The sequence below is a fragment of the Streptomyces sp. NPDC028305 genome, assembly GCF_055569495.1.
In genome coordinates this window covers 96,059-111,097 of sequence record NZ_JBVHTN010000015.1, presented here as the reverse complement: position 1 = coordinate 111,097, position 15,039 = coordinate 96,059, and the positions used below count along the sequence as shown (strand labels likewise).

At 72.5% G+C, this 15,039-nt stretch carries 8 protein-coding genes; 3 read left to right on the top strand and 5 right to left on the bottom strand.

Features of this window, described 5'->3' with window-relative positions:
* Positions 1–189 precede the first annotated feature (189 nt).
* Positions 190–3,117, top strand: coding sequence for a glycoside hydrolase family 3 C-terminal domain-containing protein (locus ACZ4WQ_RS45715; RefSeq protein ID WP_398377008.1), 2,928 nt, complete (start codon positions 190–192; stop codon positions 3,115–3,117).
* 191 nt (positions 3,118–3,308) lie between these two features.
* On the opposite strand, the gene ACZ4WQ_RS45710 is transcribed toward ACZ4WQ_RS45715, so the two are convergent.
* The 3 genes from ACZ4WQ_RS45710 to ACZ4WQ_RS45700 all read right to left on the bottom strand — a co-directional run bounded on the left by ACZ4WQ_RS45710 (position 3,309) and on the right by ACZ4WQ_RS45700 (position 9,318).
* On the bottom strand, positions 3,309–4,769 hold the full coding sequence (locus ACZ4WQ_RS45710; protein ID WP_358847638.1) for an aldehyde dehydrogenase family protein: 1,461 nt from the start codon (positions 4,767–4,769) through the stop codon (positions 3,309–3,311).
* 173 nt (positions 4,770–4,942) lie between these two features.
* Complete coding sequence (locus ACZ4WQ_RS45705; RefSeq protein ID WP_398377010.1) at positions 4,943–6,859, bottom strand: PucR family transcriptional regulator; 1,917 nt, start codon at positions 6,857–6,859, stop codon at positions 4,943–4,945.
* Positions 6,860–7,062: 203 nt separating this feature from the next.
* The gene (locus tag ACZ4WQ_RS45700) at positions 7,063–9,318 is read right to left on the bottom strand and encodes an ATP-binding protein (protein WP_398377011.1); all 2,256 of its coding nucleotides are present in this window, start codon (positions 9,316–9,318) and stop codon (positions 7,063–7,065) included.
* A 300-nt stretch (positions 9,319–9,618) separates the two neighbouring features.
* Here ACZ4WQ_RS45700 and gabT point away from each other — a divergent pair, with 300 nt between their 5' ends.
* A complete protein-coding gene (gene gabT / locus ACZ4WQ_RS45695; protein ID WP_398377012.1) occupies positions 9,619–10,968 on the top strand; it encodes a 4-aminobutyrate--2-oxoglutarate transaminase in 1,350 nt (449 codons plus the stop codon).
* A gap of 366 nt (positions 10,969–11,334) precedes the next feature.
* Entirely contained in the window at positions 11,335–11,985 is a 651-nt protein-coding gene (locus tag ACZ4WQ_RS45690; RefSeq protein WP_398377014.1) for a phosphatase PAP2 family protein, read from the top strand.
* On the opposite strand, the gene ACZ4WQ_RS45685 is transcribed toward ACZ4WQ_RS45690, so the two are convergent.
* Entirely contained in the window at positions 11,947–12,672 is a 726-nt protein-coding gene (locus tag ACZ4WQ_RS45685; RefSeq protein WP_398377015.1) for an N-acetyltransferase, read from the bottom strand. The two genes, ACZ4WQ_RS45690 and ACZ4WQ_RS45685, sit on opposite strands and share 39 nt — an antisense overlap.
* A gap of 19 nt (positions 12,673–12,691) precedes the next feature.
* Positions 12,692–14,749 (bottom strand): hypothetical protein, encoded by a 2,058-nt coding sequence (locus ACZ4WQ_RS45680; protein WP_398377017.1) that lies wholly within the window; start codon positions 14,747–14,749, stop codon positions 12,692–12,694.
* Between the last annotated feature and the right edge of the window lie 290 nt (positions 14,750–15,039).

Sequence of the window (15,039 nt, the reverse complement as noted above, 5' to 3'; positions counted from 1 at the left end):
CCCAAAAGATTCCTCGGAGGTCCCCTGAGGTCCAACGCGGCTGCGGGTGCACCCACTTCATCGTGACATTCCCGTAACATCGCGATGCCATGGGGTTGTTGCCACTTCGAGCCTTGACATCCGGGTGACTCGGCACCAGCATCGAAGCGCTTCGAATGACACCTCCGACCTCCGTGAGGGGATCCGCGCGTGAGCGGCTGCCAGGCCAGCGATGTGACGACACCCCCCTTTCCGGCCTTCCGTGATCCGCGGCTGCCGATCGGCAAGCGGGTGGCGGACCTGCTGACGCGGCTCACCCTCGACGAGCGGATCGCGATGCTGCACCAGTTCGCGCCGGCGGTGGAGCGGCTGGGCCTGGCGCCCTTCCGTACGGGGCAGGAAGCGCTGCACGGGGTGGCCTGGATGGGGCCCGCGACGGTCTTCCCGCAGGCGGTCGGGCTGGGCGCGACCTGGCATCCGGGGCTGCTGCGGCGGATCGGCGAGGCGGTGGCCGACGAGGTACGGGCCATGCACGCCCACGACGAACGGATCGGGCTCAATGTGTGGGCGCCGGTGGTGAATCTGCTGCGCGACCCGCGCTGGGGCCGCAACGAGGAGGGCTACGCCGAGGACCCGTATCTCACCTCGGCGCTGGCCACCGCGTACACCCGCGGGCTGCGCGGCGACGACCCGGACCGCTGGCGCACCGCGCCCGTCCTCAAGCACTGGCTGGCGCACAACAACGAGACCCGCCGGGACACCACGTCCTCCTCGGTGCGGCCTCGCGTGCTGCACGAGTACGACCTGGCGGCGTTCCGCGGCGCCGTGCGGGCGGGCGCGGTGGCGGGCGTGATGCCCGCCTACAACCTGGTCAACGGGCGGCCCAACCACGTCTCCCCGTATCTGCGGGAGCAGCTGCGCACCTGGACCGAGCAGGAGCTGGTGGTGTGCTCCGACGCGGGCGCGCCCTCCAACCTGGTGGACTCCGAGCACTACTTCGACACCCATGAGGAGGCGGTGGCCGCGGCCCTGCTGGCCGGGGTGGACAGCTTCACCGACCACGACCAGGACGCGTCGAAGACCGTCGAGCGGGTGCGGGGCGCGCTGCGGCGCGGGCTGATCGACGCGTCGGTCGTCGACGCCGCGGTGCGGCGGCTGCTGACCATGCGCTTCGCGCTGGGGGAGTTCGACCCGCCCGCCGAACCGGCGGAGGCGGCCGGCTTCGACACCCCGACCCACCGGGCGCTCGCGCTGGAGGCCGCCGAGCAGGCGGTCGTCCTGCTCAAGAACGACGGGCTGCTGCCGCTGTCCGACGCCACGGCGGGCACCGTCGCGGTGGTCGGCCCGCTCGCGGACGCGTGCCGGCTCGACTGGTACAGCGGCAGTCTGATCCGCCGCAGCACACCGCGCGAGGCGCTGGTGGAACGGCTCGGCGCGGAGCGCGTGGTGTTCGTGGAGGGGACGGACACCGTGCGGCTGCGCACCGCGGCGGGGTGGGTGCGGGTCCCCGACACGGCGGTCGAGGAGCGGGCTCAGGAGGGCTCGTTCAACCCGGCGCACACGGCCGGGCGCACCGATCTGCCGCCGGTGACCCTCGGCCCCGCGCCCACCGACCTGGCCCTGGCCGACTGGGGCGGCGGCGTGCTGACGCTCTGCGCGCCGTCGGGGCGCTATCTGACCGTGGCCGAGGACGGGTTCGTACGGGCCGCGGCCGAGCAGCCCGAGGGCTGGGTGGTCCAGGAGACGTTCACGCTGGAGCGGCACGGCGAGGGACATCTCCTCCGGCACAGGGGAACGGGCGGGTACGTCTGTGTCGCCGCCGAGGGCCTGAAGGTTGCCGCGCCGGGCGGGTCGGACGGGGCGCCGGAGGTGGCTGAGACGGCCGGGCCGGCGGTCTTCACGCTGGAGGTCGTCGAGCGCGGCGAGGACGCGGTCGCGCGGGCCGCGGCGGGCGCCACGACCGTGCTGGTCCTGGCGGGCAACGACCCGCACATCAACGGGCGCGAGACCGAGGACCGCACCACCCTCGCGCTGCCCGCCCAGCAGGAGCGGCTGTGGCGCGCCGCCCACGCCGCCAATCCGCGCACCGCGCTCGTGCTGGTCTCCAGCTATCCGTACGCGGTGGGCGAGGCGGCCGACGCGCTGCCCGCGCTGCTGTGGACGGCACACGGCGGGCAGGCGGCGGGGACCGGGCTCGCGCGGGTGCTGTTCGGCGATGTCTCACCGGCCGGGCGGCTGCCGCAGACCTGGTACGCCGCCGAGGAGGAGCTGCCCGACCTGCTCGACTACGACATCATCGCGTCCCGCGCCACCTATCTGTACTTCGACGGCGCCCCGCTGTTCCCGTTCGGGCACGGCCTGTCGTACACCCGCTTCGACTACGGGGACCTGTCGGTACAGCGGATCGAGAGTGAGGGCGGGGCCGACGCGCTCACCGTCGAGTGCGAGATCACCAACGTCGGCCCGTGCGACGGCGACGAGGTGGTGCAGATCTACCTCGGCGCCCCGGGGGCGCGCGTTCCGCGCCCGCACCGCCGGCTCATCGCCCACCGCCGGGTCCATCTGCGCCAGGGCGAGACGGCGCGGCTGTTCTTCACCGTCCCGGCCGAGGAGGCCCTGGGCTTCTGGGACGTGGCGCACGGCCGCTGGGCCGTCGATCCGGGCACGTACGAGATCCATGCCGGCGCGTCCAGCGCGGACATCAGGCGCACCGCCACCATCACCGTCGACGGCCCGCCGCCCGCCCCGCGCCCGGTGCTGGAGCGGGGCCTGACAGCCGCGGACTTCGACTCGGCGGACGGGATCACGCTGGTGGATCTGACCAAGGTGCGCGGCGACGCGGTGGCCTGTGGGGACGACACGGTCGGCCGGCTGCTCTTCCGCGGCTGCGACTTCGGGGCGGGCGCGCGGACCGTCACCGTCGAGGCGGCGCACGCGGAGACCACGGGGGCGGCGGCGGTCGAGCTGCACCTGTCCGACGACACCACGCTCGCCACGGTCGCCATCCCGCCGACCGGCGGCCCGTACCGCTACACCACCGTGGGCGCCGCCCTGCCCACTCCCCCGTCCGGCGTGCACGATCTGCACATCACGCTGCGCGGGGCCCTGAGACTGGCCCGTCTCGGCTTCTCCGGTTGAGGGTCCGGAGCCGCCACAGGACGGGCCCGGCCCGACACCACGGGCCCGGCCCGACACCACGGGCCCGGCCCGGTATGACGGGCCACGCGCCCACGCGGAGGACCTACGTCACCCTCCGCGTGGGCGCTCGTCATGAGGTCGGGCGCGCCTCATCAGGCGCGCCTCGTCAGGCGCCTCTCATCAGGCGCGGCTCACAGGTCGAGGCCGGTGAGCACGAGGACCCGCTCGTACGTGTAGTCCTCCATCGCGTAGCGCACGCCCTCACGGCCCTCGCCGGACTTCTTGGTGCCGCCGTAGGGCATCTGGTCGGCGCGGTACGACGGGACGTCGCCCACGATCACACCGCCGACCTCCAGCGCGCGGTGGGCGCGGAAGGCGGTCTGCAGATCGTGGGTGAAGACGCCCGCCTGAAGCCCGTACTTGGAGTCGTTGACCACGGCGAAGGCCTCCTCCTCGCCCGCCACCTTGCGGACGATGAGCACCGGGCCGAAGACCTCCTCGCAGGAGACCTGGGCGTCGGCGGGCACATCGGCGAGGACCGTCGGGGCATAGGCCGCGCCCTCGCGCTTGCCGCCCGTCAGCACCTTCGCACCGCCCTGGACCGCCTCCTCCACCCAGGCCTCGACGCGCTTGGCGGCGTCCTCGCTGACCAGCGGGCCGACGTCGGTCGCCTCGTCGGAGGGGTCGCCGGTGACCTGGGCCTCGACGGCCTCGACGATCTTCGGTACGAGCCGCTCGTAGACGGACGCGTCCGCGATCACCCGCTGCACGGAGATGCAGGACTGCCCGGCCTGGTAGTTGGAGAAGGTCCCGATGCGGCCCGCCGCCCACTGCAGGCCGACCTCGGAGGTGTAGTCGCCCAGCACGACCGCGGCGCCGTTGCCGCCGAGCTCCAGCGTGCAGTGCTTGAGCGGCACGGACTCCTTGATGGCGTAGCCGACCTTGTCGGAGCCGGTGAAGGAGATCACCGGCAGCCGCTCGTCCTGGACGAGCGCGGGCATCCGGTCGTTGGGCACCGGCAGCACGCTCCAGGAACCCGCGGGCAGGTCGGTCTCGGCCAGCAGCTCGCCGAGGAGCAGCGCGGACAGCGGCGTGGCCGGGGCCGGCTTGAGGATGATCGGCGCGCCGACGGCGAGCGCCGGGGCGACCTTGTGGGCGCACAGGTTCAGCGGGAAGTTGAACGGCGCGATGCCCAGCACGGCCCCGCGCGGGAAGCGGCGGGTCAGCGCCAGCCGACCGGTGCCGCCCGGGTCGGTGTCCAGCCGCTGCGCGTCTCCGCCGTTGAACCGGCGGGCCTCCTCGGCGGCGAACCGGAACACGGACACGGCCCGGCCGACCTCACCGCGCGCCCACTTCAGGGGCTTGCCGTTCTCGGCGGAGATGAGCCCCGCGATCTCCTCGGCGCGCTCGGCGAGCCGCCGTGAGACATGGTCGAGGGCGGCGGCCCTCACGTACGCGGGGGTGGCGGCGAAGTCGTCCTGGACGGCCGCGGCGGCCGCGACGGCCTCCTCGACCTGGGCCTCGGTGGGAACACTCACCGTGCCGACGAGACGGCCGTCCCAGGGGGACCTGACCTCGAAGGTGCTCTCGCCCGTGGCCTCGCGGCCGGCGAGCCAGAACGAGTGAGTGACGGCTTCGTTTGTGTCTGGCACGGCGGATCCCGACCTTCCGGAAGTGGTGGGGTGATGGTGCGGAGGTGTCTCCACCTCCACCGTAGGCGCGGCCGGGCGGAAAGCGGTTTGTCCGGCGCGTAGCAGTCGGCCCCCGCCGCGCTCCGCATTGGTGGGGTGGGTGCGGGCTGGGGACGGGGTTGGGGTGGGTGGGCTCAGCTGTGCGGGGCTCCTGGCGCGGTGGCCTTGAGGGCCAGCCACAACTCCATGCGCACATCGGGGTCGTCCAGCGAGCGGCCGAGGATCTCCTCGACGCGGCGCATCCGGTAGCGGAGGGTGTGCCGGTGGACACCGAGGTCGGCCGCCGCCGCGTCCCACTGGCCGTGCCGGGACAGCCAGGCGCGCAGCGAGGCCACCAGGTCGCCGCGGCCCGTCGCGTCGTGGTCCCGCAGCGCCCGCAGCATGCCGTCGGCGAAGGCCCGTACGGCGTCGTCGGCCAGCAGCGGCAGTACCGAGCCCGCGGCGACCTCCTCGTGCTCGACCAGCACCCGGCCGCGTCGCCGGGCCACCGAGAGCGCCTGCTCCGCCTGGCGGTAGGCGGCCGCGGCGGCCGTCGGGCCCGCCGGGGCGGACAACCCGATCACGAGGTCGCCGAGGTCGTCGCCCGGGGGCGCGGCGCTGCGGTCGCGCGGGCGGGCCGCGGTGCCGCGGCGGCTCTCGACCGCCTCGGCGTGCTCGCCGCAGGCGGAGACCGCGGCGCCACCGTCGGGGGCCAGCACGATGAGGCGCTCGCCGTCGGGCACCACCAGCACGGCCTCGCCGCCGCGGGCGGCGGCCGCCTCCATCGCGTCGGCGAGCGCGCTGAGCGGGTCGTCCGCCGGGGCCGCCTCGGCCTGTGCCGCGCCGGTGCCTTTGGCTGTCCCGGTTCCCTTACGGGCCGCTGCCGAGCCGCCCGCGCCCGTACCGCCGGGGGCCGCGTCGGCCTGACCCGTGCCGGCCTGCCCCGTGCCGACCTGGCCCTCCGCCGCCGGCTCGTCCGCCACGGCCGCCGCGCCCGGCTGCTGGGACCCGCCGCCCGGCGCGGCCTCGGCGACGAGCATCCGGAAGGGCGCGTCCAGCAGTCCGCCGTACAGCTGCCCGGCGACCGCCCGGGCATGGTCGGGCTCGCCCGCGAGCAGCATCCGCAGCACGGCGGCGCCGAGCCGCTGCTCGGCCTCCTGGAGGGCGCGGGAACGCTCGGTCGTCAGGGTCAGCAGCGCCACCGCCGAGTGCACGGCATAGCGCTCGGCGGTGCCCAGGGGCGCGCCCGTGCCGACCGCGAGCACGCCGCGGGTCCGGCGGCCGGTGCCCAGCGACTGGAGCTCCACCCGGTCCGCCACCGCCTCATCGGCCGAATCCGCACCCTCGGCAGCACCGCTTGCCCCGCCGTCGCCGCCGTCGTCCTCGTCCCCGGCCCCGGCGCCGCCTCCGCCTCCGCCTCCGCCTCCGCCTCCGCCTCCGACGACGGCGCTCGCGGGGGCGGGGCGGCTGCGCAGCCGCTCCACGTCGGCGGTGAGCCGGGCGGCGCGCCGGGCCGCCCAGTCGGGGGCGGCCGCGACCACCGCGCCGGACGCGTCGTACAGCGCCGCCCAGCCGTCGAGGTGCGCGGCCAGCCGCGCGAGCAGCGCGGCGGGCCCCTCGGCGCCGATCGCGGCCCGGGTCAGCTCGCGCTGCGCCTCGAACCCGGCCGTCACCGCGCGGTACTGCTCGGCGGCGATGGCCGCGGACACGGCCTTGCTGATGGCGATGAAGGGGGTGCGACGCGGCACTTCCAGCAGCGGCAGGCCCTCCTCCTTCGCCGCGGTCACGAGCGCGGCGGGCACCTCGTCATGGTTGACCCCGACCGCGAACCCGAGCCCCACGACCCCGGCTCCGACCAGCCGCCGCACATAGCGGCCCATCGCCTCCGGATCCTCGGCGTCGAGCTTCATCGCGGTGGTCAGCAGCAGCTCGCCGCCCTCCATATAGGGCACGGGGTCGGCGAGCTCGCTGACGTGTGCCCAGCGCACGGGCGTCTCCAGCCGGTCCTCCCCCGCGAGCACGGACAGCTTCAGCGCGGTGTGGTGGACCAGTGAGGCGAGGGTGGGAGGCATGGCACCTTCGGTGGGCTTCGATGCGGTTTCCGTGCGACTTCGGCACGAAGACTTTGCCGTCCCGTATGAACGGCCGCAACCGATTCTGCCTCAATGGACGAATTCAGGAAATCGAGGAACATCGAATTTCGGCTGTGCGCGGGAGCGGACGGGGCGCCAGGGCTGCCGGGGGCGGGGTGCCCGCACCCCCGCACGTATGGAAGTCAGGCGCGCAGATCCACCAGCACCGGCGGGCCGCTCTCGCCCCGGACGGAGGTCACCGACAGCACGGCGTGCCCCGCGGGCACCGCGTGCGCGAGCTCCGAGGCCGACCAGCGCTCGCGCTCGACCTTCCGGACGGTCACCGACTGGGTCGTCACGGCCTTGCCGGTGACCACCTTCCGGATGAAGTGCAACACCTTGGTGAAGGGCTCCTCCGCGATGATCTGGCGGTCGGTGACGTCCCGCGCCTCGACCCACTCCGTACCCCACACCTCGGCGAACCGCGCCCCGTCCCAGGTGGTCACCCCGGCGTAGGCCATCCGGCAGCCGACCGCGCCGAGCAGCGCGCTGCGCAGCATTTCGGGCACATCGTCCAGGGTGCGCAGGGTCAGGACGACGCCCGCGTTGGCGGAGCGCAGTCGCTGGATGCCGCGCAGCGCCTCGGGGGTGACGGTGTGCGAGGCGTCGTCGAGGACCAGGCAGGCGAAGAGCGACCGGTCGGCGCGGCCCACGGCGCACTCGGTGAACTGCGCCAGGACCAGGCGGGCCAGCATCCGGGACGCCTCGACATGGCCGCGCTCGGGCAGATCGATCCGCACCCGCAGCGGGTGCTCGAGGGCGCGCAGCGAGAAGGGACGGCGGTCGCCGCGCGTGTCGAAGAAGTCGGCGAACACCGGCCGGTCGAGCAGCGCGATCCGGTCGGCGAGCAGCGCCCCCACATCACCGGGGCTACCGGCCTGCCGCACCCGCGCATCCAGCTCACGCGCCTGCGCCGACTGCCCGGCCGCGTCCAGCGCCTCGCGGAGCGCGCTCACCGCAACCTTCGAGCCGTCCAGCAGCTCGCGCAGCTCGGGCACGGACGGGAAACGGCCGTGGGCGGCGCGATACGGGCCGAGCAGCTGGGCGAGCGCCGTGGCCGCCCGGCGGCTGTCCCCGCCCGGCAACGAGGCCGTCATATCACCGATCAGGGCCTCGGCGAGGACGCCCGCGGCCTCGTCGGGGTCGCTGGTGCCGCCGTACAGGTCGAGGTCGTACACGGAGTCGGGGCGCCCGACCTTCACCACGACGTCGAACGCCTCGTCGCCGCCGAGCCCCGACCCCGCCGCCCCCACGACCACCACGGCCACCTGCCCCGCGAGCGCCTGGAGGCACAGCGCCTCCACCACGGGCCGCACCAGCCGCCCGGTCTTCCCCGTCCCGGCCGGCCCGACGGCCAGCAGGGAGGTGCCGAGCACATCGGGGTCGAGGGCGAGGCCGACACCGCGGTGCTGGTAGGGGTTGCGGAGGTCGTCGACGGCGGTGCCGATGCGGACCTGGCGGGCGACCAGGTCGTGCTCGGCCGTACGGGCGGGCAGGTCGCGCGCGCCCGAAGGGTGCGTATGCGCGGCGGCGCCTTGGCGCAGCACGGTGTCGGTGAAGGCGGCGAGCGAGCCCCGTCCGGCTCGCACGGTCTGCCAGGCCCGCTGGATCCGGGCGTGATCCACATCGTTCATCCGCCCGGCCCGCGCCTCCTCCGCCAGCCGATCAGCCGCACTGTGCGCCCCGGAGGCGCGCAGCTCCGGCCACTGGGCGGGGTCGGCCTGGGGGTCGGTGGGGACGGGGGAGGAGCCGGGGTCGTCCCATGCGCGGCGGAAGAGGGGGGCCACGTATCGGCGCCAGACTTCGGCCCAGTGGCCGACGCGACCGAAGATCACGATGATGGCGAAGGCGAAGATCGCGTAATAGGCGTACGTCGCGACGACATACGCCATCTCCCCGTTCTCGGCCCAGGAGTCGGGGGTCAGCAAATCGAGTGGCCACAACCAGTAGCCGCCAAAATAGTTGTTCCAGAGCATCGCCCCCACCAGCCAGCCGCAGAGCGCCGCGATGAGCGCCCCGGCAACCAGCCGACGGTCAGGAATCCGCTCCGGATCCTCCGGCGCCTTGGGCCTGTACCCGTAAGTCCACACCCCCGGCGCGGCCTCAGGCCGGGACGTACGCAGCCAGGCGATCAGGGATGGCCTGTCCCCCGACGGAGCCCCAGCCGGGCCCGGCGGCATCGGCGGCGGGCCCGCCGGACGGCTTGCGGGCGGCGGGACCAACGGCTGAGGCGGGGTCGGGGGCGTCTGGTGGGGATGCGCAGGCAGCCCCGCGGCGGGCGGCGGCCCGGCGGGTGGAGCAGGGAAAGGCGGAGGGGTGGAGAACGGGGGTGGGGCGGCCGGGTGTGGGGGTGCGTTGCGGTGGGTGCCGCGTGAGTCGAACGTGCCGTCGGTGTCCATCTGCTGCCCCTTGACCCCTGACCTGCTGTGCTTTTGCCTCGTGTCACCGCGCTGACGCGCACTGACGCGCCGGCGTCCAATCTAGTGTTCCCGGCCGGGGAGTTCAGCGACCCCGGCGGTACCCGCGTCCCGCGGGCCGCGACCGAGCGGCAGTGACGGAGCTCCGCGCTATGTCCGCCGAGGACAACGCAACACGCCCACTGCTCCCGAACGGAACATGCCGCACCCGCCCCACCCCGCCTAGCCTGCGAGTAATACCGCTGATACCGCCGTTCTTCCCCTGGACCACCTGGAGCACCCATGACCGAATTGTCCGGAGGCCCGTCCCTCCCGCAGGAGCGCCGCGTCGTCACCGCGATTCCCGGCCCGAAGTCCCAGGAGCTGCTCGCGCGCAAGACCGCGGCGGTGGCGAACGGGGTCGGGACCGTTCTGCCGGTGTTCGCCGTGCGGGCGGGCGGCGGGGTGATCGAGGACGTGGACGGCAACTCCCTCATCGACTTCGGCTCCGGCATCGCCGTGACCTCCGTCGGCTCCAGCGCCGAAGCCGTGGTCCGCCGCGCCACCGCCCAGCTCGCCGACTTCACCCACACCTGCTTCATGGTCACGCCCTACGAGAGCTACGTAGAGGTCTGCGAGGAACTCGCCGCCCTCACCCCCGGCGACCACCCCAAAAAGTCCGCCCTCTTCAACTCCGGCGCCGAAGCCGTCGAGAATGCCGTCAAGATCGCCCGCGCCTACACCAAGCGCCAGGCCGTCGTCGTCTTCGACCACGGCTACCACGGCCGCACCAACCTCACCATGGCGCTGACCTCGAAGAACATGCCGTACAAGCACGGCTTCGGACCGTTCGCGCCCGAGGTCTACCGGGTCCCGGTCGCCTATCCCTACCGCTGGCCCACCGGCCCCGACAACTGCGCCGACGAAGCCGCCGCCCAGGCCATCGACATGATCACCAAGCAGGTCGGCCCCGACAACGTCGCCGCCATCATCATCGAACCCGTCCTCGGCGAGGGCGGCTTCATCGAGCCCGCCCCGGGCTTCCTCCCCAAGATCGCCGACTTCGCCCGCGCCAACGGCATCGTCTTCGTCGCCGACGAGATCCAGTCCGGCTTCTGCCGCACCGGACAGTGGTTCGCCAGCGAACACGAAAACCTCGTCCCCGACCTCATCACCACCGCCAAGGGCATCGCCGGCGGCCTCCCCCTCGCCGCCGTCACCGGCCGCGCCGACATCATGGACGCCGCCCACACCGGCGGCCTCGGCGGCACCTACGGCGGCAACCCCGTCGCCTGCGCCGCCGCTCTCGGCTCCATCCAGACCATGCGCGACCTCGACCTCAACAGCAAAGCCCAGCGCATCGAACACATCATGAAAACCCGCCTGGCCGCCCTCCAGGAGAAGCACGACATCATCGGCGACCTCCGCGGCCGCGGCGCCATGATCGCCATCGAGCTGGTGAAGTCCGGCACCAAGGACCCGAACCCGGAGGCGACGGCGGCGGTGGCCAAGGCCTGTCACGCCGCGGGCCTGCTGGTGCTGACCTGCGGCACCTACGGGAATGTGCTGCGCTTCCTGCCGCCGCTGGTCATCGGCGAGGAGCTGCTGAACGAGGGGCTGGACATCCTCGAAGAGGCGTTCGGGCTGCTGTGACTGTGAGTGATCGATGGGCGGCGTGAAGAAGATGTGCGAGGGCGATGACAGCTGGGTGATCGGCCTGTCGGGCGCGCCTTCGCTGCCGTACGGTCATGGCAGATGAGAGAAACACCCCGCTCGCAGGGGACTGCGAGCGACGCCGAGCCGGTGCTTCCCCAGCCCCGACCCGGCTGTGCCCTCGCGCACACCACTGGAGCCTCCGGCTCCGGATCTCCTCACCGATCGGATGGCCGCCCGCCCCAAACCCCCCGGGGCGCGCGGTACACCGGTCACTACGGCGGCCCCGGAACCACCCCCCCTGTTCCGGGGCCGCCGATCATTTCCCGGGCAGCCCTCGCGCCCGTCCTCGCGCCGGCGGCGCTGTTGGCACTGTTCGCGCTGTGTACCTGGCAGGTGGCCGCCCACGGCCCGCTGCACTCCCTCGACGAGCGGCTCGCCAGGGCGCTCACCGCGTCCTCAGGACTCGGCCCCACGCTCCTCCCCTCCCCCGCCGCCGAGTTCTTCGCCGATCTCGGCAACATGGCCGTGGCCCTGCCGGTGCTCGCGGCCGTGCTGGGCTGGGCGGCGTGGCGGGAGCGGCGCGCCGGGGCGGTGCGCTGGTGGCCGCCGCCGCTGGCCGCCGCCGCGGCGATGGCGGCGGTGCCGGCCCTCGTCGCCCCGGTCAAGGCGCTGGTCGACCGCCCCGGCCCGCCCGGCCCCCTCGCCGACGGCTCCGGCTTCTACCCCTCGGGCCACGCCGCCACCGCCGCGGTCGCCTACGGCGCGGCCGTTCTGCTGCTGCGCCCGTACCTCCGCGGCCTGCCGCTTCGCCGAGCGCTCATCGGGGCGGTGGTGCTGGTGAACCTCGCGGTCGGTGTGGGGCTGGTCCGGCGCGGCTACCACTGGCCGCTGGACGTGGCGGGGAGCTGGTGTCTGTCCGGCTGTCTGCTGTGGGCGCTGTGGTGGGGGCAACGTGCGATGGCGTCCGCCCCACCGTCACGGGCGGCCGAGTCGCCCGGGGACGGACAGGGGTAGCCTCCGCACGTCGGTGAGGGGAAGCAGAGGAATGCCTCCAGGGCGATCCATCGCCTGCCACAATCGCCTGGCGGGCAGGTCGACGGGGATCGCGCCCTCGGTGTCGAGGAAATACCGCTCCATGAACTCCCGTACAGGACCGGCGGGGACCTTGGCACCGGACCGCTCATCCGCTTCGGCGCCGCCCGACAGCATCACGAGGAGCATCCCGTAGACCCGGTCCATGCCGCCGCCCAGGGCCGGCTGGAAGTACGGCACGTCGAGAGCGCTGCCGCCGCATCGTGCGTAGAAACGCAGCCTCGCCACGGGGTCGCCGAGTACCTCATCGCTTTCATGAGCCAGCGGATGTTCGAGTTCTGTGAGAGTCAGCCGGGGCCGGAAGCGACGTTGCCAACCACCGCTCACCTCCTCCATCAACCAGCCGCCGAGTCCGCTGGAGCGGGCGTCGGTGTGGACGGCGAGGTACGCGAGCAGAAGCACCCCCGACTCGGGTGACCAGTCGCCGACAGCAACGGCAACGGGCAGAGAATCCTCGTTCACGATCGTGGTGACGAGTCTGAGATCTTTCGCCAGCCCCGACCGCAGTTCGTCAAACGACTCGAGCTCGTTCGCTGGGAAGTACGCGAGCAGCAGGTCCCCGTACACCCGCGAGAGCAGGGCGTCATCGCCATCACCCACGTGCACCATACGCAACCCGGGACGCACCCTACGAATCCCTTCTTCCGGCTGCCCGCCAGAACCAGCCGCCCACCAGAACCGCCATAATCACGATCACCATGATGATCGCCACCGCACCTGCCGCCTGAATGTCATAACCGGCCTGCAATATCTGGCCGAGGCCCGAGACGCCCACGGCGGCGATGACGGCGAGCATGGTGTCAAGCTTTGCACGCTGCTGCCGTTCAGTTCTGACTTCTTCCCTGGATTCCCGATCGGCACGCTGCTGCGACAGTTTTTCGATCGCCAAGCCGAGTTGTTCGTGTGCGACCTCTTCGATTTTCAGGACGATCTCCTCGACGCGCGCGTGGTATCCGGACCGGTCGAGCAGCAATCCGAGCATGGCGGCGCACACGGGGGAGGAAACAAGTGAAGGCGAACGTATCAGGGCCATCGTTGAGCGGGCCTCGACGGCGAAATTGTTCAGCCGCAGCCGCTCCTCGTCCAGCTGGGCGGAGAGATCGCCGAGCGCGTCCGCCGGGAGATCGTCCATCGCCCCCGCCTCGGCGACCCTGCGCTGGAATTCCTTGGCCCTCGTGTAGTGGCTGGCCAGCTCATGCGACCAGCCCGCGAACAGGCCATCGAGAGAGGCCACGAACTCGGCCATGCTGCTGCGGGTTCCAGTAACCCATTCAGGTGTTCCGGGAGCCACCAGGAGCACGGTGTTGCAGGTCCGCACCGTCCAGTCCGTGGTCAGGCCCATCGCGTCGACCCCAGCCGAATCATGGGCCGGATAGCGGATCCACTCGGCCAGGGATCCGATGTCGGAGGCGACCGGGCTGGTGAGAACCTGAGCTCCCACCGCTGAATTGAATTCCTCGACGGTGAGCACTTCACTTCTGCCGCTGTTCCCGGCCGGACCCAAGGCCTTCGAGGCCTCGTTTACCGAGACAACAACCTGAAACATACCCGGCCTGGCCACGCTGCGGACCGAGTTCCCCCCTGCGGACTCCTGGAGTGCCACGCTCACATCGTCCACAAGCTGCATGGCGAAGTCCGAGAGCCTGGGCCAGACCTGCCCGTCCGGCTCGGCGGCCCGAAATCCCACGCGCACGACCCCGTGTTCCGGTGCGGCGCGCATCAGCATGGCATGGACGTCCATGGGCGAGGATTCGACGAGTTCAGCATGGAATCTCACATAGTGATTTCCAAGGCGAGAGAACAGAATCTGCGCGGTGAGCGTCCCGAGCTCGATTCCGTCGACACTGCGGATGGCGACGTCGGGCAGTTCGAGGAAAGTGCCGTCATAGCCCCGCCCCAAAGGGTCCGAACCGTCCCAGATGTCATCGAGGTCGAGTGCGTCATGAACATCGAGCGGAGCGGCCCCGGCCAACCGCCACCCGGCGGCATCGCCGCCCGCCGCCACCACCTGCTCGGGGGTGAGCCCGCGGACGGCGAAGGGATAGATGAACACCACGCTTCCATGGTCGATGCGCAACCATTCGGCGTCCTTGTGCTGGTTGAGCGCCAGGAGACTGGCCCGATGGGCCCTCAGTTCGCTGCGCCAGCGATGGCCGGCCATCGCCCGCTCCGCTTCCGCGACGGCGGAAATCGCGTCGTCGAGCGACGCGCCCGTGTCCAAGAACGCCACAATCGCCCGCGCGGCGCGGGCGACCGCTTCATGCCAGAGGCAGTACCGCCTGGCCACCGCCACGAGCCAGGTGCTCAATTCCGGGAGGCCGATGGCTGCCCGCAGGGCCAGATCCACGGCTTCACGCCCTTTTTCCACTGCCAGTTCGGCAGCGTCGGCGCAACTGGCCAGGCGCCCGCACATCAAGGCGTTTTCCGTCAGGATTTGCGCGTCCAGGCTCTCCATCAGCGCCAGAACGGCCCCCGCGGCCGCCTGGTCCCCCTCCGCGAGCCCCAGCGGCTGATCACGTAATGCGTCTTGCGCACCACGCAAGGTGTCCCACAACGGGCGGTAGTGATAGGAGACTTCCCATGCCTCCTCGACTTCCAGGAGGATGTACAGCAGCAGGAGGGCCGGGCCGCCGGCGACTCGCGCGGCCCGCGGCAATTGGACGGCCACTTCCTGCGCCGCTTCCACTCTCCTGCCCGGAGGTCTGCGGCTGGTGGGCACGCCGTCCCTCGGAGCCTCCGCGTCCCAGCGCGGCAGCGCTCTCAACGTGCTGGTCCTGACGTCCTGCTGGGAGAGCCAGTCCCGCAAGGGCTCGGTACGTCCGGCCGTCAACGCCGCGAAGAGATCCCGATGCACCCGGTCACCCTACAAGCGCAGGTCGACTCCCGTGCCGCCTCCCGCTGTTCGCATCGACGGCTGTGTTCCACACCGTCGGCCCGCCACCCCGTCACCGACCATCGCCAAGCGATGGCCCAGGT